This window comes from Ruegeria sp. D1(2025), assembly GCF_056536425.1.
In genome coordinates, this window is sequence record NZ_JBQFPO010000006.1 from 152,451 (window position 1) to 173,771 (window position 21,321).

At 58.3% G+C, this 21,321-nt stretch carries 19 protein-coding genes; 11 read left to right on the forward strand and 8 right to left on the reverse strand.

Annotated features, from left to right (window positions below; translation table 11 throughout):
- Both ACR1XU_RS15410 and ACR1XU_RS15415 read right to left on the reverse strand, forming a co-directional pair.
- Window positions 1-1,314 (reverse strand): hypothetical protein, encoded by a 1,314-nt coding sequence (locus ACR1XU_RS15410; RefSeq protein ID WP_480909023.1) that lies wholly within the window; start codon window positions 1,312-1,314, stop codon window positions 1-3.
- The gene (locus ACR1XU_RS15415; protein WP_480909024.1) at window positions 1,314-2,750 is read right to left on the reverse strand and encodes an amino acid adenylation domain-containing protein; all 1,437 of its coding nucleotides are present in this window, start codon (window positions 2,748-2,750) and stop codon (window positions 1,314-1,316) included. Before ACR1XU_RS15415 ends, ACR1XU_RS15410 begins: the two co-directional genes overlap by 1 nt.
- Before the next feature lie 342 nt (window positions 2,751-3,092).
- Here ACR1XU_RS15415 and ACR1XU_RS15420 point away from each other — a divergent pair, with 342 nt between their 5' ends.
- The 6 genes from ACR1XU_RS15420 (at window position 3,093) to ACR1XU_RS15445 (ending at window position 8,126) form a co-directional block, all read left to right on the forward strand.
- The gene (locus ACR1XU_RS15420) at window positions 3,093-3,911 is read left to right on the forward strand and encodes a DUF6502 family protein (RefSeq protein ID WP_480909025.1); all 819 of its coding nucleotides are present in this window, start codon (window positions 3,093-3,095) and stop codon (window positions 3,909-3,911) included.
- Between the two features lie 2 nt (window positions 3,912-3,913).
- Window positions 3,914-4,798 carry a DUF5666 domain-containing protein gene (locus ACR1XU_RS15425; RefSeq protein ID WP_480909032.1) on the forward strand — a complete coding sequence of 295 codons (885 nt, stop codon included), beginning with the start codon at window positions 3,914-3,916 and terminating at the stop codon, window positions 4,796-4,798.
- Window positions 4,788-5,222: a hypothetical protein gene (locus ACR1XU_RS15430; protein WP_480909026.1), complete on the forward strand. Its 435-nt coding sequence runs from the start codon at window positions 4,788-4,790 to the stop codon at window positions 5,220-5,222. Before ACR1XU_RS15425 ends, ACR1XU_RS15430 begins: the two co-directional genes overlap by 11 nt.
- Before the next feature lie 107 nt (window positions 5,223-5,329).
- Entirely contained in the window at window positions 5,330-6,523 is a 1,194-nt protein-coding gene (locus ACR1XU_RS15435) for a YcaO-like family protein (RefSeq protein WP_480909027.1), read from the forward strand.
- Entirely contained in the window at window positions 6,520-7,239 is a 720-nt protein-coding gene (locus tag ACR1XU_RS15440) for a TfuA-like protein (RefSeq protein ID WP_480909028.1), read from the forward strand. Before ACR1XU_RS15435 ends, ACR1XU_RS15440 begins: the two co-directional genes overlap by 4 nt.
- Window positions 7,236-8,126 carry a DMT family transporter gene (locus ACR1XU_RS15445; RefSeq protein WP_480909029.1) on the forward strand — a complete coding sequence of 297 codons (891 nt, stop codon included), beginning with the start codon at window positions 7,236-7,238 and terminating at the stop codon, window positions 8,124-8,126. The genes ACR1XU_RS15440 and ACR1XU_RS15445 overlap by 4 nt, the downstream gene beginning before the upstream one ends.
- A gap of 207 nt (window positions 8,127-8,333) precedes the next feature.
- Here ACR1XU_RS15445 and ACR1XU_RS15450 read toward each other — a convergent pair whose 3' ends face one another.
- From ACR1XU_RS15450 to ACR1XU_RS15470, 5 genes are all read right to left on the reverse strand, one after another.
- The gene (locus tag ACR1XU_RS15450; RefSeq protein ID WP_480915629.1) at window positions 8,334-10,778 is read right to left on the reverse strand and encodes a GcvT family protein; all 2,445 of its coding nucleotides are present in this window, start codon (window positions 10,776-10,778) and stop codon (window positions 8,334-8,336) included.
- A gap of 8 nt (window positions 10,779-10,786) precedes the next feature.
- Complete coding sequence (locus tag ACR1XU_RS15455) at window positions 10,787-11,668, reverse strand: phosphotransferase (protein WP_480492199.1); 882 nt, start codon at window positions 11,666-11,668, stop codon at window positions 10,787-10,789.
- Between the two features lies 1 nt (window position 11,669).
- The gene (locus ACR1XU_RS15460; protein WP_480908769.1) at window positions 11,670-13,661 is read right to left on the reverse strand and encodes an ABC transporter permease; all 1,992 of its coding nucleotides are present in this window, start codon (window positions 13,659-13,661) and stop codon (window positions 11,670-11,672) included.
- The gene (locus ACR1XU_RS15465; RefSeq protein ID WP_480812833.1) at window positions 13,658-14,680 is read right to left on the reverse strand and encodes a quaternary amine ABC transporter ATP-binding protein; all 1,023 of its coding nucleotides are present in this window, start codon (window positions 14,678-14,680) and stop codon (window positions 13,658-13,660) included. Before ACR1XU_RS15465 ends, ACR1XU_RS15460 begins: the two co-directional genes overlap by 4 nt.
- Before the next feature lie 78 nt (window positions 14,681-14,758).
- Window positions 14,759-15,703 (reverse strand): ABC transporter substrate-binding protein, encoded by a 945-nt coding sequence (locus tag ACR1XU_RS15470; protein WP_480915630.1) that lies wholly within the window; start codon window positions 15,701-15,703, stop codon window positions 14,759-14,761.
- A gap of 181 nt (window positions 15,704-15,884) precedes the next feature.
- Here ACR1XU_RS15470 and ACR1XU_RS15475 point away from each other — a divergent pair, with 181 nt between their 5' ends.
- Window positions 15,885-16,694 (forward strand): DeoR/GlpR family DNA-binding transcription regulator, encoded by an 810-nt coding sequence (locus ACR1XU_RS15475; RefSeq protein ID WP_480536255.1) that lies wholly within the window; start codon window positions 15,885-15,887, stop codon window positions 16,692-16,694.
- A 21-nt stretch (window positions 16,695-16,715) separates the two neighbouring features.
- Here the strand turns inward: ACR1XU_RS15475 and ACR1XU_RS15480 are convergent, their stop codons facing one another.
- Window positions 16,716-17,381, reverse strand: a complete 666-nt coding sequence (locus ACR1XU_RS15480) for a GntR family transcriptional regulator (RefSeq protein WP_170806742.1) — start codon at window positions 17,379-17,381, stop codon at window positions 16,716-16,718.
- 128 nt (window positions 17,382-17,509) lie between these two features.
- On the opposite strand from ACR1XU_RS15480, the gene ACR1XU_RS15485 reads away from it, so the two are divergent.
- The 4 genes from ACR1XU_RS15485 to ACR1XU_RS15500 are packed head-to-tail and all read left to right on the forward strand — an operon-like array spanning window position 17,510 to window position 21,274.
- On the forward strand, window positions 17,510-18,454 hold the full coding sequence (locus ACR1XU_RS15485; RefSeq protein WP_480908767.1) for a class II glutamine amidotransferase domain-containing protein: 945 nt from the start codon (window positions 17,510-17,512) through the stop codon (window positions 18,452-18,454).
- A complete protein-coding gene (locus tag ACR1XU_RS15490) occupies window positions 18,451-19,164 on the forward strand; it encodes a GltB/FmdC/FwdC-like GXGXG domain-containing protein (protein ID WP_170611714.1) in 714 nt (237 codons plus the stop codon). Before ACR1XU_RS15485 ends, ACR1XU_RS15490 begins: the two co-directional genes overlap by 4 nt.
- On the forward strand, window positions 19,149-20,573 hold the full coding sequence (locus ACR1XU_RS15495) for an FMN-binding glutamate synthase family protein (protein ID WP_480908766.1): 1,425 nt from the start codon (window positions 19,149-19,151) through the stop codon (window positions 20,571-20,573). The genes ACR1XU_RS15490 and ACR1XU_RS15495 overlap by 16 nt, the downstream gene beginning before the upstream one ends.
- Window positions 20,570-21,274, forward strand: a complete 705-nt coding sequence (locus ACR1XU_RS15500; RefSeq protein ID WP_480908765.1) for a type 1 glutamine amidotransferase — start codon at window positions 20,570-20,572, stop codon at window positions 21,272-21,274. Before ACR1XU_RS15495 ends, ACR1XU_RS15500 begins: the two co-directional genes overlap by 4 nt.
- Window positions 21,275-21,321: the final 47 nt, after the last annotated feature.

Sequence of the window (21,321 nt, forward strand, 5' to 3'; positions counted from 1 at the left end):
TCAACTGTCCCAGATTGCGCCATAGGCGGGGATGCCCAGGCTTTCCATGTCGTGCACGACTTTGCGCGTAAGCTTCTGGTTCGAAATCACGATGACAGCCTCGGCGTCGCTGTCACGCACCGCCTGCAAAGCCAATGCGGAAAGGTTCGGTTTGCCCCTTTCATCTGTGTCCCAGATCAGAGGGGTGTCAGTATGCGCTTCGATCTCGTCAACCAACGTGTTCCCATAGGTCTTTCGGGGGCTTCGGGTAGACCAAATCAGCCTGTTCGGCACATCACCGGCCAGAAGATGAGGCAGGATCGGACCAATTCCGGACCCGGTGCTGACATAAACGACCTTTTTGAACAAAACCTCAATGCGGGCCACGCCAGATGTCGTGATGCCTTTGACCCAGACCCTGTCAGGCGGGTTGTCGATGAATCGTCCTGTCCAGTCTCCGGCCCGGCTGATTGCCAGCCGGTAGCCCTTCTGGTTCGGGGCCGGGATATTGGCGAATGAGTGATACTCTCCAAACGGTGTGTGACTGATGGCGTTGGAACTGCCGGGGAACGGCGTGTCGCCGTATTCGAACCGGGCAATCACCGCATGGTTTGACGGTTTGACAATATCAACCTTCACCTGTTTCAGCGTCAGCCACGGAGACAGGATCGACAGTGTGATCAGGCAAAGCATCCAGAACGCTGTGCTGTGCAACAATGCATCGCCCGTGTCAGAACTTATTGACACCGTCTGTGCCCAGAACAGCGCCAGGACGGTCCATCCGATGAAGCGATGTATTTTCTCGAACATATTATGGAATCGGGCTCGGATCGGTCCCAACGCTGAAACCACCATGACGGTCATCAACACGACCATGGCGGCGCTTAGCGTCAGTGTCAGGCCCGAGGGCGAATCCGCCCCTGCACCCCTGTTCGCGATCATTCCAAACAGCAAGAACCCGAACCAGATCGTGCCCGCAACGGTACATCCTGAATGCAGTCCGCCAAAATGAAAGACCTTGCCGGCACCCCAGCGAATCCACAAAGGCCAGGATGTCGGAACCCGGGTCGCCAGCCAGAACAATGCGTTGACCGCCCTTTGCTGCCGGATCAGGATACCGATGCTCAGGTTGATCAACGCCATGTCCGCGATGAGGTTCAGCGCGTACTCACCATCATGAAACCACCTGCCCTGGTGCAGCCCCATCACGAAAACACCCAGATTGACGACGGCAACCAGCGCCGCCAGTCGCCGATATTCCATCAGCGCCGGGTGCCGTGTGACCCGCCGCCAGTTCAGGCCCCGGGATTGCAGATTTGTGGTTTGAGTTGTCATCACTTCAGCTCCGTCCCGGTTTGCGCGATGTGGTCACGGGCGAGTTGCTTCAGCAGGCGCTTGTCCAGTTTGCCGCGTGTTGTCCGTGGCAGGGCGTCCATCGGCATCACCACAGCCGGGCAGCAATAATAGGGCAGACGGTCCGCAACCGATCGCGCCGCACGCTTGGGGCAAGCGGAAGCAGGCGAGATGAAACTTACCAAATTTCGGCTGTCGTATTGCAGCGTCACGGCCTGTTGGCAGCAGGGCGACTGTTCGAGCGCGCCCGAGACGCTGTCCAGTTCCACCCGAAAGCCGCGTATCTTGACCAGATCATCAACGCGGCCAAAATGTTCAAGCTCTCCATCGTCGGTCCAGCGGCCCAGATCGCGGGTGCGAAACATCATATGGCCAGGGCGAAACGGATCGGGGCGGTAACGCTCATCCGTCAGCTCAGGGTTGGCGAGGTATCCGGTTGTCACGCAATCCCCACCGGCCCACATCTCACCCTTCTGGCCAATTGGCAGGGCGCGCAGGTTTTCGTCCAGAATGTAGACCGTGTTGTTGGGTGTCGGACGACCTATGGACAGGATCTGTTTGCCGGGGTGATGCGGCTCGGCCGTGTTGATGATTGTCGTCTCTGTCGGACCACAGGAATTGTAGAATGTGCAAAAGGCCGACCACCTGTCGGCAAGAGGGCGTGGGCAGGGTTCTCCGGCAACGGCGGCGACTTTGACCTGTTGGCATCGTGTATGATCCAGCGCGTTCAGGATCGACGGCGTGGCGATCAGAACGTCCACCTGTTCCGCCGTATCCTGAATGGACTTGCCACGAATAACCAGCGTTGCCCCGTTTGACAGCGCCCCCAGGGTTTCCCAGGCGGCCATGTCGAAAGCGATGGATAGAACCTGTCCAACCTTCATGCCCGGGCGCATTCCCAGATCACCGGGCGCGGTCAGCAGGATATTCGCCAGATTGGCATGGCTGACCTGAACGCCATTGGGCACACCTGTCGTACCTGATGTAAACAGGATCATCGCAAGATCTTCGGGTCGCGCCCGGTATCGGGTATCCGGGGCTGGGGCATCCAGGAGCGGGTCGAACATGACCGTGTCGATAGTGATCAATGTTTGGATTGCCGATACGGGCACCTGATCCGCCAACTCACTGAGGCTGAGCAGAACGCGCGCGTGCGTTACCTCGGCCACATGCCGGAGCGTTTCGGGAGGCGCAACGCCGACATGCTGCGGTACATACGCAGCACCCAGTTTGATCGCGGCCACAATGCCAACCACCATTTCGATCGAGCGGTGCAAAAACAGGCAGACTGCATCGCCACGTTTCACACCATGGGCGCGCAATACGGCGGCCAGACGGTTAGATGCCTGGTCCAACGTACGGTAGTTTATCTCGTGCCCACCGCAGTCGATGGCGACCGAGTATGGGTTCCGCTGCATTTGATGCTGCAAGGCTTCGGCAATTGTGGCGTGGCGTGGTTCCGCCTTGGGGCCCCAGCCGAAGTTTCGAAAACGGACCTGATCCATAGGGCTGAGATGGCAGAGGACATCTGGCTGTTGTCGAAGGGGCAATTCTGAGGAGCTAAGAGGGGTAAAATTGCTTGAAGCTGAGATGTTGATTTCTTGCATGACAATTTCCTATCGGTTCAGGGGTCACGCAATATTGATAATGGGAAAATTTCCCATTATGACTCACGATTGATCACGAAATAGTCACGAAAGCGTTGAATGTGTTAATGCGTGACAGATGTTATCCGCCAAAGGCCTTTAATGAGTAGCGCAATGTCGACGACCCCCAAGACACCTTTTGAATCCGCGTTGCCAGCCTTGCTGGAGCCTTTGGCACAGGCGATGGTCGCACATGGCGTCACTGTTGGCAGCGCGACCGAGGCGCTGAAAAAGGCGTTGCTGAAAGCGGTTGAAGACAGTTCAGACACACCTCTGAGCGACAGCCGCGCCAGCCTTTTGACGGGGCTGCATCGCAAGGATGTAAAACGCCTGCGCAATCTTGATGATGAAGCGCCGGAAAAGCGCAGTTGCAGTGCGGCCGCGTTGGTGATCAGCCATTGGGCGACATCGCCCGAGTTTCAGGACAACTCCGGTGAGCCGCGCAAACTGCGGCGAAAGGGCAGCGAGGGTGGGCCAGGATTTGACGATCTGGTTCGGCTTGCACGTATCGACATGGCCCCGGGTACCGTTCTGAAAACCCTGCTTGACCAGAATATCGTCGAACAAGGACAGGATGGGGATTTGCGTCTTTTGACCCACGCCTTTCTGCCATCGGGCGGCGGGGCGGAACAGGTCGCAGCGTACCAGGCAACATTGTCCGCACATCTGTTGGCCGCCACGCAGAACCTGCTGGCAGAGCCGGGCGCCCGGCGGAATTTCGACCGCGCTGTCCGGTATTCACATCTCTCAGAGGCCTCGATCGAAGAGTTGCGCAAGGTATCCGATGAAAAGGCACAGGCGTTGTTGCAGGAAATTAACGCGCTGGCCCGATCCCTGCAGGACAAGGATCAGGGCAAGGGCCACTCGGGCCGATTTGCGACGGGCGCTTATGTGATGCCCTTGCCGGACAAAGGCAGGGATAAGAGTGAGTGACCATGTTCTTGTTTGCCCGTGCCTTGTCCGCAATCCTGACAATCCTGATACTGGCCTCCCCCGCCGGCGCAGAGGGAAGTGAAGAGCGGGAAGGCGGGATAATTGGCACCGGTATCGCCGGAACGATTACGCATCTCGGCAGTATCCATGTGAACGGGTTACGCATTCAGATTGACGATCAGGCATCCGTGGCAGGTTCGGTTCCGGCAATAGCCGCCGGGTCACTTCAGCCGGGCCACACGGTCGCGATTACGGCCGAGCGTAGGGGCGATGGTTGGCACGCAAGGCAAATCCGGCAGGTTCTGCCGGTCGTCGGGCCAGTGTCTGATGTCAAAGGCGGAACCCTGACCGTGCTTGGCACCCGGATTGAAGTCGCAGATCAGAAACCGGACGTGCAAGTGGGAGACTGGGTTGCGATCAGCGGTTTGTGGCAAGCGGAGCGCCTGCTGGCCTCTCGGGTCGAACGGCTAAACAGCGCGGATCATCAGGCCCGGTTGAGCGGAACCTATCTGGGTCCGGACCCAAATGGCGACATCATCATAGGAGGCAGCAAGATCACCGGGATCAGACCAAAGCACTTGGAACCCGGCGATGTGATCCGAGTGTTCGGTATGCCGACGTCGGACGGGATCGAGGCCAAAAGGATCGAAACCGGCTTGTTTGATGGTCCTGTCGGGATTGTGCAGGTTCAGGGGTATTTATCCGTTCCGAAACCAAGTGGTCTTTACACGGTTCTCGGCAGCGGGCTTGTTTCGTACACCGACAGGCCCGAGATGATTGATCCCAACAGCCAGGTCATCCAGTGCGGGCAGGCGGGGCAACTCGGTGTGGACAGCACGAATACAAGCCGTCAATCGGACCGGATCCGGGTCGATCTTGGCTGCTGATCCATTCGTGATTTTAGCAGTATTTTGTGGTAATAGGGCGCGTCGCCAATTCCGGGTGACATTCAAAGGATCAGGAGACCCAATTAACCCAAGGAGCTACTTCATGTTGGATAATCAGACTATTGTTCGCGCGCCAGATGGCAGGCTGATCTCAATCGGTCGGACAGGTGTAAAAGTGGAAACACCGGTCAAGGCATCGACCGGAATTTCAAGATCACCGGAAATCAACGCTAGTAAGCCCCGTTCCAGTCCTGCTCAGGTTGGCGCCAAGATCGATCCAATGCAACTTGGTGCGAGAATTGATCCGGCGCAGCACGGCGCAAAGATTGACCCCACCCAATTTGGTGCAAGAATCAACCCAACCCAGCATGGTGCGAAAATCGACCCGTCACAACACGGCGCCAAGATTGATCCGGCAGCCTAGGGCTAACAGCTGGATCAGAACGCCAACCCCGGCGTTCTGGTAACGGGCACGGGAACAAAAAACCTGGATCAGATCCCGGGCCTTGTCCTTTCCGGCAGAGATTGGTTTTGAAGCAGTATTTCGAAGGCACACACAGGGTCCGCCCGCCGGGCCAGACCGTTGACCTGATGCGCGATCTGTTCCCCGTTTTCGGGATCACGCGCATCGCGGATGTCACCGGGCTCGACCGGGTTGGGTTGCCGACAATCGTCGTGTGTCGGCCAAATTCCCGCTCGATGGCTGTATCGCAGGGAAAAGGGGCCACTTATGATGCCGCCGTCGCCTCGGCGGTGATGGAGTCCATAGAGATATTTCATGCAGAGCGTATCGTCTTTCCGGTAATTCACGCCTGTTATGAGGACATCCGGTATACGCACAATGTCGTTGAGCCGGATCTTCTGCCGCAATGCAGGGGAAGACAGTTCGATCCCTTCCAGCCGATATTGTGGCTGGAGATGAAAGCGCTTGGGGGCAATTCCGGGGGCTGGGCGCCATATGAACTGATACACACAAATTACACACGGCCTTTGCCGCCCGGCAGTGGGTTCTTCCTTTCAAGCTCCAACGGCTTGGCGTCAGGAAACACCTTTGCCGAAGCCGCCTGCCACGCCTTGTGCGAAGTCATTGAACGCGACGCCATAGCGCTATGGTCGCAATTGCCCTGGACAGATCGTGACGCGCGACGCATCGACCAAGATACGATTTGCGGCGGCTCACTTCTTGCGATTCTAAAAAAATTCCAAGACGCGGATATTGATGTGGCGATCTGGGACGTCACTTCCGACATTGGTGTGCCTGCATATCTGGTCTGGACATGCGAGAAAGGAAACCTGCCGGTTTTGCTGCCGCGGCCCTCGGTCGGTGCGGGGTGTCACCCTTGCCGCGAAATCGCATTGTCCCGCGCGCTGACAGAAGCCGCACAGGAACGGCTGACGCTGATCACCGGTTCCCGCGATGACTTGTCCAGGGAGTTCTATCGCGAAATGGAATTTCACGAGACAATCGCAAGGCCCGGAAAGCTTGAGTTCGGGTCAAGAAAATCGCAGGACACAGCAACCCCGGATGATGATCTGGATCAGATATTAGCGGGCTTGCAGAATGCTGGACTTCACGACGCATACATCATCGACATAACCGCGGACTATGTGGCCAAACATATTTCGGTGGTCCGTGTGCTTGTTCCGGGACTGGAAGGTCCAAGCGACGACCCGCGCTACGCAATGGGGGTGCGGGCGCAAAGACAGCTGGAACCGGCCCAATGACCATATTCGTATTTTGCGGCCCCACGATCCGGAAAAGTGAAGCATTGAGTATTCTTGACGCTGAATACCTGCCACCTGCTGCACAGGGGGATGTGATGGCCGTGATAGCGCGCAACCCCCATGCAATCGGTATCATTGACGGGTATTTTCAGCTGACACCTTCGGTCTTGCACAAGGAAGTACTTTGGGCGCTTGACCAAGGCGTTCACGTTTTCGGTAGCGCCAGCATGGGAGCGCTAAGAGCCGCCGAGCTTTGCGATTTCGGCATGAAGGGGATCGGGCGCGTTTTCGAGGATTACCGCGCCGGCCGGATTACACGTGACGACGAAGTCGCCCTGAACCACGGGCCCGCCGAACTGGGTTATCCCGCATTGTCTGAACCATTGGTGAACATCAAGGCCACGCTGGCGGCTGCGTTGGAAAACGGGGTCATTTCACAAGAAACCGCAGCAGCTTTTGAAGCGCATATGAGCCGGACATATTTCTCACACCGTTCCTATTGCAACATGATCGTATACGGTCGTCAAAAAGGGTTTGATCTAAAGGAACTCGCCCGTTTTGAAGACTGGCTGGACCATGGCAAAGTCGATGTAAAGAAATCTGATGCGGTCGAAATGCTAACCTTCATGAAGGACTTCCTGAAGCAGAACCCGGGCAGGTTTTCGTCGCAGTTCTATCTGGAACGCACTTCGGTTTTCGACCAGGTCGGCCAATGAGCGCCATACTTCGTCAGTTTCAAGGGAACGCGCGCGGGATCATCTTGTTTGCGCTGGGCGTGTTTTTCATGTCCGCGCTGGATGCGGTCGCAAAAATGTTGGCCCAGACATATTCTGAGCTCCAGGTCATATTCTTCGAAAGCGTGTTCGGGCTGCTGTTTTTCTTCGGGATCATCGCCCCGTCGACCTGGCGTTCGATGGTATCGCCACGGTGGCCGCTGATGATTGGCCGAGGCTTGCTGACCTTGGGAACGATGTATTTTTTTATCGCAGGTCTGAAGGTGCTGCCTCTGGCCGAAGTGACGATCATCTTCATGGTTTCCCCGATCATTTCAATGTGTCTGTCCTCTCTGTTCTTCCGGGAACACGCGAGCGTCCTGGAGGTCTTAGCGGTGGTTGCCGGAGCTTTGGGTGCATGTCTCATTATCCGCCCGCCTGGCGTCGGCATGAACATGGCCGCTTTGCTGCCGCTGACCGCGGCTTTTTGCAGTGCTTTCGGTCTTGCGGCGGCGCGTGCCCTGTCCCGCCGCGACACGCCAGAAGCAATCACGGGTTATGAATATCTGACGATTTTTCTGGTCGCTGTCCTTCTGGTTCCGACGGGGGATCACCTGCCCGAGACGCCGGATTTGTGGCTTGTTGTTCTACTCGGGCTGTTCGGCGCCTTATGCGTGTATTGTCGAACGAAAGCGTGCTCGATTTCGCCGCTCAGCTTGATGGCACCGGTAGAGTACTCCGGGATGATCTGGGCCATTATCTTTGGCTATGCGATCTGGAACAACCTGCCGGATTTCTGGGGATGGGTCGGGGCAGGGCTGATCGCAATTGGCGGCTTGTTGCCAGCGCTTCAAATTGGTCAGTCCGTCAGGAAAGAGAACCGACCCTGATGCAAAACTTGTCGCCTGTCCTTCCGGTTCGGAAGGGCATCCGTTTTTCGGTTTTGGTCGCTCAGCAACCTCGAAAGTTCAGTACGAAGTTCCGGCGTCGCGGCGGAAGTTACTCCGCCGTCTGAAGCCAGCATCGGCGCTTGGCTGTTCCCTTCTGTTGTTACGTTACCGGTACCACAAGGTCTTAACCTTCCGGTATCGTCGCTTTTACGCTTTGACACGTTCCATTTTCGGATCGTACAGCGGCTGCAAAGTGACTTCGCAGGGAACGCGTTTGGTAGCGACCTCCAGCTCGTACCTGCCGGATGTCACAAATCCCGGGTCGACCCCGTCGGGGTTGCGGACATAGCCGTAACCGATGGATTTGCCCACGGTGAAGCCGTAGCCACCCGAGGTCAGCCAGCCGACGCGCTTGCCATCGCGATAGATCGTCTCGCGGCCCAGCAAAATCACATCCGGGTCGACGGTGAAACAGGCCAGCATCTTTTTGACACCTTCGGCCCTTTGTTTTTCCGACGCAGACCGGCCTTTGAAGTCGACGTTCTTGCGCAGCTTCACCGCCCAGCCCAGCCCGCTTTCGAATGGCGTGTGGTCAGGGCCGATTTCCGCACCCCAGGCGCGATACCCTTTTTCGAGCCGCAGCGATTCAATCGCCCGATAGCCTGCGTTCACCAGACCGTGCGGCTGGCCCGCAGCCATCAGGGCGGAATAAACCGTCTGGGCATATTCCACCGGCAGGTGCAGTTCCCAGCCAAGCTCGCCTACATAGGTCACGCGCAGTGCCTTGACCGGGCACCCGGCGATGCCGATTGTGCGAATCGTGCCGAACTTGAAGCGGTCGTTCGAAACGTCATCGCGCGTGACCTTCGCCAGAATATCGCGCGCTTTCGGGCCCATCAGCGACAGCACGGCATTGGATGAGGTGATATCAAAAAGCTGACAGTTGAGACCTTCGGGGATATTGCGGCTGATCCAGTCGAAATCATGGGTGGCAAAGCCGGTGCCGGTGACGATGTAAAACTCATCATGCGCCACGCGGCCCACGGTCAGATCACATTCGATCCCGCCCTTGTCGTTCAGCATCTGGGTGTAGGTCAGCGCGCCCACCGGCTTGTCCACGTCATTGGCGCAGATCCAGTTCATCGCGGCCAGCGCGTCCGGCCCCTTCAGGGCGAATTTGGCAAACGAGGTCTGGTCGAACAGTACCGCAGCCTCGCGCGCGGCTTTGTGTTCCCGGCCCACAGCGTTGAACCAGTTCTGGCGGCCAAAGCTGTATTCATCATTAGGCGTTTCACCAAGTGAGGCATCTGCATACCAGTTCGGGCGTTCCCAGCCCAGTTTCTCACCAAAGCACGCGCCCTTATCTTTCAGCGTTTCATAGAGCGGAGATTTGCGGCAGGGCCGCCCCGAGTCGTGTTCTTCATGCGGCCAGCCCATCGTGTAGTGCTTGCCGTATGCCTCGACCGTGCGGGTGCGCACCCAGTCGGTGTCGAAATGCGGGCGGCCAAAGCGGCGGATGTCGGCGGACCACAAATCGAAAGGCGGCTCGCCCTTGTGGACCCATTCGGCCAGCGCCATGCCCGCCCCACCGCCAGCTGCGATGCCGAAGGCGTTGAAACCCGCACCGACGAAGAAGTTGCGCAACTCTGGCGCTTCACCGATGATGAAATTACCGTCGGGCGTGAAGCTTTCAGGCCCGTTGGTCAGCGTTTTGACACCCGCATTCTCCAAAGCGGGAACACGGCCAAGGGCCAGCTCCATCAGTTGTTCGAAATGATCGAAGTTGCTGTCGAGCAGCGTGTAGTGGAAGCCCTGCGGGATGCCTTTGGTTGCCCAGGGGATCGGGTTTGGCTCGTACCCTCCCATGACCAGCCCGCCGACCTCTTCCTTGTAGTATGTCAGCCGGTCCGGGTCGCGCAGGGTCGACAGGTTGGAAGGCACGTCAAAGGGTTCCGTCACCATATATTGATGCTCCATCGGCACCAGTGGCACATTGACGCCAAAACGTCCGGCAAATGTGCGGGTCCACTGACCGGCACAGCAGATCACCTTTTCGCATTCGATCCGGCCATGTTCGGTGATCACCGCGCGGATCTTGCCATCTTCGATTTCGATGTCGGTGACCTTGGTGTCCTCGAATATCTTCGCTCCGGCCATGCGTGCGCCCTTGGCCAGCGCCTGAGTGATGTCCGAGGGGTTCGCCTGACCATCCGTCGGCAGATACGCCGCGCCGATCACATCAGAGACGTCCATCAGCGGCCACAGGTCCTGCGCTTCGGAAGGGGTCAGAAGCTGCATGTCCAGACCAAAGGAATGCGCCGTTGTGGCCTGGCGTTTTACTTCGGTCCAGCGTTCCTCGTTACAGGCCAGTCGCAGGCCGCCGTTCATCTTCCAGCCCGTACCAAGGCCCGTTTCTTCTTCGATCTTGTTGTACAGGTCGACCGAGTAGCCCAGCAACTGCGTGATATTGGCGTTCGATCGAAGCTGGCCCACCAATCCCGCCGCGTGAAATGTCGTACCCGAGGTCAGTTTCTTGCGCTCCAGCAGTACCGTATCTGTCCAGCCCAGCTTGGCCAGGTGATACGCGGTCGAGCAGCCGATGATCCCGCCGCCGATGATGACGGCTTTGGCTGTTTTCGGAAGGTCGGTCATGTCTGTCCTCAGGTGTTTTTGAAGTCTGTCAGGGCCGCGCGGAACCGCGCGAGGTTTTCGGCTGTGTAGGCTGCGTAGTCGAAGTCGATATCCGAAGTGATTTCGGACACCATGCTCCACATCGTTTCGCGCAGCAGCGAGGCGCATTTCATGGCCGTGTAGCGATGGCGCAGATCGCCAGTGACGGGGGTTTCAAAGTAGGTCTCCAGCACCCAGTCTTCCTGTTCGGGCGAAAGGCCGTTGTTCGAAGCCAGCCCGCCCAAGTCAAAGAGCGGCGAGTTAAACCCGGCATAATCGAAATCGATCAACCAGAGGCGGGCACCGTCGTCCAGAAAGTTGCCGCAGAGCAGATCGTTGTGGCCAAAAACCATGTCATATGGTCCCGCCTCGGCTTCGAGGCCATCACTGATTTCCACCAGATCAGGGAGCAAAGCCGAATGGGTGCTTCCTCGTTCCTTGAGTGTAGCGGCGTAGTCGCGGATGACGTGGAAGACCCAGAACACCAGCGACGGGCCGCGCAGATGCTTGGGGATCTCGATATGGCAGGCTTTCACCAGGTCCAGAACACGCGGCAGCGTGTCGGGGTGGCGAATGTCCTCTTCGGACAAGGTACGGCTTTCGACGAACTCCAATACCGTCAGGTCGCCCGAGGCGTGGACCACGGCAGGCGAAAGCCCAGCCGCATGGGCCGCCCTGTTGGCCGCCAGTTCGTTGAACCGCATCACCTGATGCAGGGGGATATCGTCTCCGACACGCACCACGTAGGAACCGCTGTCGTCGGTGATCTTGTAGTTTATGTTGGTGATGCCGCCGGTCAGAGGCGTTGCCTCAATATTTCCTTGCCAGATCGGCAGATCGCGGATGCGGGTCATCAGATCGGAATGGCTCATGTTAGCTCTCCAGTCCAAAGCGGATACGGGCCTGCCGGGCACCTGCATTGATCAGCCTGTCCGCAATGATGGCGATGAAGGCAATCGACAGACCAGCCACCATACCCCGACCGGTGTCGGCCTTGGTCAGTGCGATATAGACCTCTTGCCCCAGATCGCGGGTGCCGACGAGCGCTGTAATGACCAGCATCGACAGAGCCAGCATGATCGTCTGGTTGATGCCCAGCAGGATTTCGGGCAGGGCCATCGGCAGGCGGATATGGCGCAGCAGTTGCGTGCGGGTACAGCCAGAAACCAGCCCGGCCTCGATCAGGTCTTCGCTGACCGAACGCACACCGTGCGCGGCATAGCGCACTGCTGGGGCCAATGCGTAAAGCACGATGGCGATCAGTGCGGTGAAGTCGCCGACCCGAAACAGCATGACCACCGGGATCAGATAGACAAAGCTGGGCAGAGTTTGCAGCGTGTCGATCAGCAGATTGATCACCGTTCCGGCGCGTTTGTTCAGGGCCGCCAGCACGCCCAGAGGCACTCCGATCAGGGTTGCCAGAATGACTGATGCCCCGCAGAGGTAAACCGTCACCATTGCCTTCGACCACAGACCCGACACAAGGATCAGCGAGGCCATGCCGCCGCACAGCAGCGCCAATCGCCAGCCGCCTGCGTGCCAGCCCAGCAACGTCAGCATGGCAATGGCCCAGGGCCATGGGATGCCCAGCAGAACCGTCTTGATCGGGATCATGAACCAGGTCAGGAAAAAGACCTTGATCGCCTCGAACGTGTCGAAATAGTTGACGTTCAGGTATTCGACAGTGTTGTCCCAGAAGGCACCCGTGGTGATCGTCTGGCTTTCGGGATATTCCAGCAGCAGGGGTGAAAACTGGCCCAGAACCCATGTAACGACCAGCAGGATCAGCACGAGAACTGTTCGCCGATGGCGGGCGACCCACGAGCCCGGCGCCTCATGATGCACCTGCCCCATCCGTTCGGCAAAAGCCTGGCTCAGCCGGTCCACCGCGATGGCCAAAACAACGATGGCGATGCCAGCTTCGAACCCTGCGCCTATGTCCAGACGGCGCAGCGCGGCGAGGACGTCGAACCCCAGCCCTCCGGCCCCGATCATCGAGGCGATGATGACCATGTTCAGCGTCAGCATGATCACCTGATTGACACCCACCATCAGGCTGTGACTGGCCGAGGGCACCAGAACGCGCCACATCAGTTGCCGCTGTGTCGTGCCTGCCATGCGGCCAAAGTCCTGAATCTCGGGGTCAACGGCTTTCAGTGCCAGCGTCGTGATCCGAACCATCGGAGGCGTGGCGTAGATGATCGTCGCGACCAGAGCCGAGATCGGGCCAAAGCCGAACATGAACAGGATCGGCACCAGATAGGCGAAGATCGGGATCGTCTGCATCAGATCCAGAATGGGCGAGATGATGCGTTCAAAGGTCGGGTGGCGATAGGCGAAGATGCCGGTCAGCAACCCTCCGCCCGCGCCTATCGGAACTGCAATCAGAACCGAAGCCAATGTGACCATTGCGCTGTCCCATTGGCCAAAGACCGCAAGGTAGATGAAACAGCTACCAACCAACGCGGCCAGTGCCCAGTCGCGGCAATACTGGCCCAACGCGATCACTGCGGTGATCACCACGATCCAGCTGATGGCGGGCAGAATGACCTGAGCGTCATTGCCCAAACCGCTGACGAACCCATTGGCAAGCAGCGCCAGAACAAAGTTGTAGGGCTGTTCAATCAGCCAGGCGATGGCACGTGTGATATCGGTGAACGAAACCGGCCCGATGGCCGCGTCCCCGATCAGCCAGGTCATGGCAGAGGAAATGTAGGTTTTGAACGGGATCACCCATGCCGAAGGAAATTTCGTCAACCAGCGGGCATCCATCACCTTGCCCAGATCGCGTCCGAACCAGCCCAGCAGGATCGTAACCAGAACAAGCGTCAGGATGACGATCTGGCTGCGGTTCACGCGGATCATGCCGCATCTCCGCCGCCGAACAGCACACGCGCCACGGCCTTGCGATCTATCGCGCCAACAATCTGGCCGTTTTCATCCGAAATCGGGATTGGGGTGTCCGATGCGATGATCCGTTCTGCCACGTCTGACACACGGGTTGATTGCGGTATGGGATCGCCATCGCCACTGGCCCCCGCGATCATGACGCCGCCGACGGTCAGCACTTTTGAACGGGGGATATGGCGGGTGAATTCGGCCACGTAGTCGGTGGCGGGATGCATAACCAGCTCTTCCGGGGTGGCGATCTGGATCACTTGGCCATCTTTCATGATGGCGATACGATCGGCCAGGCGGACGGCTTCTTCGAAGTCGTGTGTGATAAAGACGATGGTCTTGTGCAGACGTTCCTGCAGACGCAGGAATTCATCCTGCATCTCGCGCCGGATCAACGGATCCAGGGCCGAGAAGGGCTCGTCCAGAAACCACAGGTCGGGTTCCGTCACCAGCGAGCGGGCGATTCCGACGCGCTGTTGCTGTCCGCCAGAAAGTTCGCGCGGGTAGTAGTCTTCGCGTCCTTTCAAACCCACCAGTTCCACTACGTCGCGCGCCTTGGTCTCTGCCTCGGTTTTTGGTTTGGCCTGAATGGTCAATGGGAACATGACGTTTTGCAGAACGGTCAGATGCGGCAACAGGGCAAAGTGCTGGAATACCATGCCCATCTTGTGGCGGCGGATTTCTATCAGCTCTTTCTCGTTGGCGCGCAGCAGATCGGTGTCATCGAAAAGAACTTCTCCGCCCGTTGGTTCGATCAGCCGTGACAGGCAACGCACCAAGGTCGACTTGCCCGATCCGGACAGGCCCATGATGACGAAAATCTCTCCCTCGGTGATTTCGATATTGGCGTTGCGCACCGCCCCGATGACGCCTGCGTTGCGAATCTCATCCGCCGATGGGTTCGGGTGTTGCCGCAGCAGCGATTCCGCATTTGGACCGTACAGTTTCCATACATTACGGCAGGACAGTTTTGTCTTGGGGGTCATCTGGTGTGTCCAGTCAGAGAATGGAAAAGGCCGGAACGGGTGGGGAGAGGGAGCTTGCCCGCTCCGGCAAAAGGCGGATTACTTGGAGATCCAGCCGGACCAGCGGTCCTTGTTAGTATCCATCCAATCCGCAACAACCGTATCGATTTCCACGCCTTCCAGATCGGCCTTTCCGACCATCGCGCTCATTTCATCGTTGTTGATGATGTAGGCCTCGATGATGTCATAAGCCCCGGGCCATTTTTCCTGCAAACCGGACCAGGCCGCTTTCCAAATCGGGCCGCGCGGCTTGCCGCAGTCGTAGGCCAGGTTCGGGTTCACGCCGACCGACGGATCGCTGTAGCATTCGGCCGAGAAAGGCGGGAACTCCACGAACTCGCCGTCGTATTTCGCGGGCGCCCAATGGGGTACGTAAACCCACAGCATGATCGGGTCTTCCCGCTGATAGGCGGATTCCAGTTCTGCAAACAGGGCCGCATCGGTTCCCGCGTGGACAACTTCGAACTCCAGCTCCAGCGCCTCGACACGCTCTTCGTCAAATCCGCCCCAGGTTACAGGGCCGCCAACGTAGCGCCCGTTTGGTGAAGTCTCAGCCGTTGCGAATTCTTCGGCACAATCTTTCAGCGCTTCCCAGTTGGGCAGACCCGGGCAGCGGTCTTTCATGTAGGACGGATACCACCATTCCTCGATCGCCATCAGGCCGGTTTCGCCGACATTGACGACATTGCCGGTGGCGGTCGCCTCGTCCAGAGCCTCGCGTCCGGTGGTTTCCCAGATTTCCATCGCCAGATGCAGGTCGCCCGTCTTCAGGCCTGCGAATTGTGCGATGTAGTCCGCCTGAACGTATTCGACGTTGTATCCCGCCTCTTGCAGGATCGAGCCCATGATCTTGGTGTTGATCAGCTGACCGGACCAGTCGTGCAGTGTCAGTTTGATCGGGTCGGTCGACTCAGCGGCCCATGTTGCCGAGGCCACACCGGCAGCTGCCAAGGCAAGTGCACAGAGTCCCAGATTGCGTTTCATCATACCATCTCCCTGTCGTGGTTTTTTCTGGTGAATCGGTGGTATTCCCTCCAGACGACCATAACGTGGGGTTTTGTGTCAATAAAAACCACGTAAAGCCACATAAATACTCAAACCATGCCGCTCAAGCCGTTGATTTTTCGTGTGGCGTTGCTTTCTGTGGGTGTTGTGATATGCCTGAATGCCACCTCAAGATCGATATCCAATGCCCGAGAACATGAACCTAAAGACGACCAATCAACGCGAAGAAGAGATCCTGCGAGAGCTATTTCAGGCCGGTGGATCGTGCCGGGTAAGCTTTCTGGCCAATCAACTGGGCGTCACGTTGGAAACCATCAGACGCAATGTTCGCAATCTGGAAGAGCGCAGTATCGTGCGAAAGGTCCATGGCGGTGTTCACCTGGTCGAAGACATACTGGAACCAACGCTGGAAAGCCGTCTGGACAAAAAGGTCGACGCCAAGGAAAAACTGGCCAAGGCCGTTGCGAAGATCATCAGCGATGGGGATTCCGTGTTTCTTGATATCGGATCGACCACGGCCTATGTCGCAAGGGCTCTTAGGGATCATAAGGGCCTGTTTATCGTCACCAATTCCGTTTTCGTGGCCAATGAACTGGCCTCAAGAAACAACAACAGGGTTTTCATGGCCGGTGGCGAGTTGCGCCCCCACGATGGCGGCGCGTTTGGTGTGGAGGCTCAGGACCTGATCAAGCGGCTGAACGTCAGGTTTGCGGTTCTGTCGGCAGGCGCGGTCAACGCGGATCTGGGCTTCATGCTGCACGATCTGCAAGAGGCCAACCTGGCCCGTATTGCGATTGACCGGGCACAAGTTCGCGTGGTGGTGGCAGATGGCGAGAAACTGGGTAAACGCGCACCGGTTACTTTGGAAGCATCGGGCAAAATCGATCTGTTCTTCACAGACACCCAGCCGTCACAGGAGATTCGTTCAATGCTCGCGCTGAACGAAATTGATCTTGTCGTTCCCGATTAAAGATGTGCCCGTGACGCAGCCCTATTTGGCTTCCTTCAGGCCCTCGATCTGCAGGTCGAAACCGGCCTGAATATGCGCGGTGAATGTCTCGAGCGCTTCGGTTGCATCGCCCGTTGCGATGGCATCGACAAGCGTCAGATGGTCCCCCAACGATTTCGAAATATCCACGTTTTCAATCGCGGAAAACAGGTGAAAGGCCATCGCCTTGCCCCAGATCATGTCGAACATATCCAGCAGGAATTTGTTGCCCGCTTCAATCATGAAGGCACGGTGAATCCGCCGGTTTGCAATGAAGTAGTCCCGGGTCGAGCCGTTGATCAAATCCTCTTCGCGGCGAATCAAGTCTCGCAGCCGGTCCAGTACTTCGGGTTCCGCGTGAACCGCCAAAATGCGCGCTGCTTGCCCTTCGATGGCTGCACGCGCCTGATACAACTGCCTGACCTCGGCCTGATCCATGCGCGCCAGACGGAAGCCGCCGCTGGCGGCAACTTCCAACACCCCTTCGGTTTCCAGCCGCATCAATGCTTCACGGACCGGTGTGCGGCTGATATTCAGTTCGGCTGCTAGCTTTTCCTGAACCAGCCGGTCTTCTGCTGAAATCTCGCGGCTCATGATGGCCTCGACCAGCTGATCGTAAACCTCGTCAGCCAGTCTTCTGCGTTGAGTTTTAATTTCTTTCAGAGCCACTCGGAGCCTCACTTTCCGCATTTTGTGAATTCTGTATTCAAAAAAGCAACCGGTGCCAAGGCGATTGGGCTTGCTATTGTTCGTGTACTGTATACAGTATACAGACGCGAATGAACAGGGAGCTCTTCATGTGTGGAATCGCTGGAAGGATTCTGGCCGCGCCCGGTAAGGTCGGGGCGGACCTGGTAGACCTGATGGACGCGCAGGAACATCGCGGCGCGGACAGCACCGGGTTTGCAATCTATGGGCCGCCACGGGAAGCAGGATACGTTCTGCGGGGCATGGGGTTCAATAAATCCCGGCAAAGCTCGGATCTGGATGCTTTTGAGGCAGTGTTGAAGGATCACGGCTCAGAGTTCCTATCCGACCCAAAAATTCTGACGGATGAAAATCACCACTATTGCTTTCGGATGGAAATCTCGGACCCTGCGGATTTGCAGGCTTGGGTCCGTGATGCGGATGAATTGACCGACCGGATCGAAATTCAGTCCTGCGGACGCAGCCTCGAGATCATCAAGGATATCGGCGGAGCAGAGGCCGTGTCCGATAAACACGGTGTGCGCGACATGGTCGGGACCCATGGTCTGGGGCATGCGCGGCTGGCCACCGAAAGCTCGGTTCTGCCGAACGCTTCGCACCCGTTCTGGGCAAGGCCTTTCTCGGATGTGGCGATTGTCCACAACGGGCAGATCACGGACTATTTCACGTGGCGCGACAGACTGACCCGGATGGGCTATCGCTTTCTGACCGAAAATGACAGCGAACTGATTGCGGTCTGGGTCAGTGACCAGATGAAGGCAGGCCTGACGATGGAGCAGGCGCTGAAGAAGTCGATCACCTCGATCGACGGGGTTTTCACATACATGATCGCAACGCCGAACGGGATTGGCTTTGCCAAGGATCGCTTCGCCATGAAGCCGCTGGTCGTCGTCAACCGCAACGGCGATCTTGCCGCCGCGACCGAGGAGCAGGCGGTGCGTCGGGTGATGACCGAGGAATGCGACGTGATCAATTACGACGGCCCGTCGCTGACAGGTATCTGGGGTGTCGGAAACCGGAGCCTGGCGGCATGAGCGAGGTAGCAAGGCAGATGGATGAGATCGTCATCGAAGTCGGGAAACGGCATATTCGCGAAGTGAATCAGGACATCATGGCCGCGTGTGCCACAGGGCGTCCCATCCGGGTGGTCGATACGTTGTCGCGGCATAATCTGGGTGTGGGGTTGCCGGACAATGTGGACATCACGTTCGAAGGGTCCGTTGGCTACTACTGCGGCGGGTTGAACACCGGAGCAAACATCACGATCGAACGCAACTGCGGCTGGGCCGTGGGCGAGGGAATGGCCAAGGGCCACATAACCGTTGGCGGCTATGCGGGCATGTCCTGTGGGGCTGCAATGATCGGCGGCACGATCCATGTCAAAGGGGACGCCGGGCCACGCGTCGGCGTTGCCATGAAGGGCGGAAATATCGTGGTGGAAGGCAAAATCGGGTATCAATCCGGTTTCATGGCGCATTCCGGGCGGATCATTGCCTTGGGCGGAGCGGGCGAGTCCTGTGCCGATGCCCTGTGGCAAGGAGAGGTTTGGGTGGCGGGCGAGGTCGACAGCCTTGGCGTCGATGTCGATGTACTTGAACCGACGGCCGAGGAAGTCGCCGAGGTCGACGCCATTCTTGACCCGCTCGGGCTTGTCGACAGTTCACGGAACTGGAGAAAAATGGTGTCCGGTCAACGTCTTTGGTATTTTGAAAGCAGGGATGCAAGCGCATGGCTCATGATCTGAGTAAACCCTATGACTACCCGTTCGATGTCGCCCCGGAAGAGGAAATCCGGTTTCGCGACGCGGGCGCAATTGAAGGCCGCCCGGCCGGGGTGCCGTCCTCGTATGACGAAGGCGGATCGACGCGATGGACGCCCGAGGCGATTTCCGAGGTGCACGCGCTGGCGCAGTTGGGCCGCTATCAGGTTCGCGGCTACAACACGTTCAACAAGCAGATGCCAACCTTTGACGATTTGACATTTGTCCCGGCGACCATGACCCGTCTGCCGTTGGAGGGGTATCGTGAGAGCTGCGACACCACGACCGTTCTGGGTGGTGGCCGCGGCCTTGTCGAACGCCCGCTGGAACTCAAGATTCCCATCTACATCGCATCCATGTCGTTCGGCGCGCTGTCGGCATCAGCCAAGGCATCGCTGGGCTATGGGGCCTCGAAAGTGGGCACCATGACCTGCACGGGCGAAGGCGGCATGCTGGAGGAGGAGCGCGAAGCCTCCCAACGCCTTCTCTACCAGATGTCGCCCGCCCGCTATGGTGTGGATCTGGATCACCTGCGCCGCGCGGATGCGCTGGAAATCGTCGTGGGGCAGGGGGCCAAACCGGGAACCGGCGGCCTGCTGCTGGGCATGAAGGTCAGCCCGCGGGTCAGCCAGATGCGAACGCTGCCCGAAGGGGTGGATCAGCGTTCGACTATCCGCCACCCGGATTTCCTCGGAGCTGACGATCTGGCGGTGAAGATCGAGGAATTGCGGATCGCGACCAATTTTCAGGTGCCGATTTTCATCAAAATGGGCGCGACCCGTCCCAGGTTCGACGTGGCGGTTGCGGCCAAGGCAGGCGCCGATGTCGTGGTTGTTGACGGGGCAGAGGGCGGTACCGGGGCATCCCCCGAATTGCTGCTGAATCACACCGGCATTCCGACCATGAGCGCCATTCGCGCCGCACGCGAGGCTCTGGACGATTGTGGTATGACCGGCAAGGTCTCACTTGTGGCAGCCGGGGGTATCCGCTCGGGAGTGGATGCAGCCAAGTGTCTGGCATTGGGTGCCGATGCGGTGATGATTGGCAACGCAGCGATGGTCGCGCTTGGGTGCAACAGCCCCAGGTATCTCGACGACTATACCGCTTTGGGGACATCGCCCGGTGCATGCCACCATTGCCATACAGGCCGTTGTCCGGTTGGCGTCGCAACGCAGGACCCTGAACTTGAGGCGCGCATGAACCCCCATGCCGGTGCGGAACGTATCGCCCGGTATCTGACGGCCATGACGATGGAGATCACGGCGTTGGCCAAGGCTTGCGGCAAATCCTCGGTCCACAATCTGGAAACCGAAGACCTGCGCGCACTCAGCTTTCAGGCGTCGGCCTTCACCGGGGTCAAGATGGCGGGCATAGACCGGGCTTTCGACTGGTGAGGATCGCCCTGCTTGAGATGACCAGCCACCCGCTGCCGCTGCTGGAGGGTTTGCCGCGAACCGCACAGCAGATCCGCGAGTGGATCGAACCGCATTTGCCGGAAGCAGAGTTCTTTGTGGCGAATGTCGTGGATGGTGCCGCTCTTCCGGCGATGTCCGATTTTGAAGGGGTCATTGTCGGAGGTTCCGAGTTCGGCGTATACGACGACACGGAGTGGATGCAGCCCCTACGCTTGTTCCTGCAAGACTGTCGGGACCAGAGCAAACCTGTCTTCGGAATTTGCTTCGGCCATCAGATCATGGCCGATGTCTATGGCGGAAAGGCGGAAAAGGCGGCGATCGGCAACATTGTTGGCTGTCGCGCTTTTGACTACGGAGGCGGTAATCCGGACGCTTATGTCTGGCATCAGGATCAGGTGACCAAGGTGCCTCCGACGGCTTGGGTTACGGGTTCGGCTGATCACTGTCCTGTCGGGGCGCTCGATTACGAGTTTCCTGCCCGGTCGGTTCAGTTTCATCCCGAATACACGGCGGAACATTTGCGCGACCTGTTCATTCGGGGTCGCGACATCATTGTGACGCCAGAGGATGCGGATGCGGGCCTGACAGCGCTCAGGACAGCGAATGTTCCGGGCGATCTGGCCGCGTCGCAGGCTGCAGCCTTGTTTCGGGGAACATATCGGACTCAGCAGCGCGAATAGCCGACAGCACCATTTGATCCTGATCAAATCTCCCGTGAGCTTGTCAT

Bases quoted from the DNA above. Each gene is read 5' to 3' on its own strand.
- ACR1XU_RS15440 (WP_480909028.1), top strand. From the start codon at position 6,520: ATGACCATATTCGTATTTTGCGGCCCCACGATCCGGAAAAGTGAAGCA.
- ACR1XU_RS15470 (WP_480915630.1), bottom strand. From the start codon at position 15,703: ATGAAACGCAATCTGGGACTCTGTGCACTTGCCTTGGCAGCTGCCGGT.
- ACR1XU_RS15415 (WP_480909024.1), bottom strand. From the start codon at position 2,750: ATGCAGCGGAACCCATACTCGGTCGCCATCGACTGCGGTGGGCACGAG.
- ACR1XU_RS15485 (WP_480908767.1), top strand. From the start codon at position 17,510: ATGTGTGGAATCGCTGGAAGGATTCTGGCCGCGCCCGGTAAGGTCGGG.
- ACR1XU_RS15450 (WP_480915629.1), bottom strand. From the start codon at position 10,778: ATGACCGACCTTCCGAAAACAGCCAAAGCCGTCATCATCGGCGGCGGG.
- ACR1XU_RS15475 (WP_480536255.1), top strand. From the start codon at position 15,885: ATGCCACCTCAAGATCGATATCCAATGCCCGAGAACATGAACCTAAAG.
- ACR1XU_RS15420 (WP_480909025.1), top strand. From the start codon at position 3,093: ATGTCGACGACCCCCAAGACACCTTTTGAATCCGCGTTGCCAGCCTTG.
- ACR1XU_RS15495 (WP_480908766.1), top strand. From the start codon at position 19,149: ATGGCTCATGATCTGAGTAAACCCTATGACTACCCGTTCGATGTCGCC.
- ACR1XU_RS15490 (WP_170611714.1), top strand. From the start codon at position 18,451: ATGAGCGAGGTAGCAAGGCAGATGGATGAGATCGTCATCGAAGTCGGG.
- ACR1XU_RS15410 (WP_480909023.1), bottom strand. From the start codon at position 1,314: ATGACAACTCAAACCACAAATCTGCAATCCCGGGGCCTGAACTGGCGG.
- ACR1XU_RS15460 (WP_480908769.1), bottom strand. From the start codon at position 13,661: ATGATCCGCGTGAACCGCAGCCAGATCGTCATCCTGACGCTTGTTCTG.
- ACR1XU_RS15465 (WP_480812833.1), bottom strand. From the start codon at position 14,680: ATGACCCCCAAGACAAAACTGTCCTGCCGTAATGTATGGAAACTGTAC.
- ACR1XU_RS15445 (WP_480909029.1), top strand. From the start codon at position 7,236: ATGAGCGCCATACTTCGTCAGTTTCAAGGGAACGCGCGCGGGATCATC.
- ACR1XU_RS15455 (WP_480492199.1), bottom strand. From the start codon at position 11,668: ATGAGCCATTCCGATCTGATGACCCGCATCCGCGATCTGCCGATCTGG.
- ACR1XU_RS15425 (WP_480909032.1), top strand. From the start codon at position 3,914: ATGTTCTTGTTTGCCCGTGCCTTGTCCGCAATCCTGACAATCCTGATA.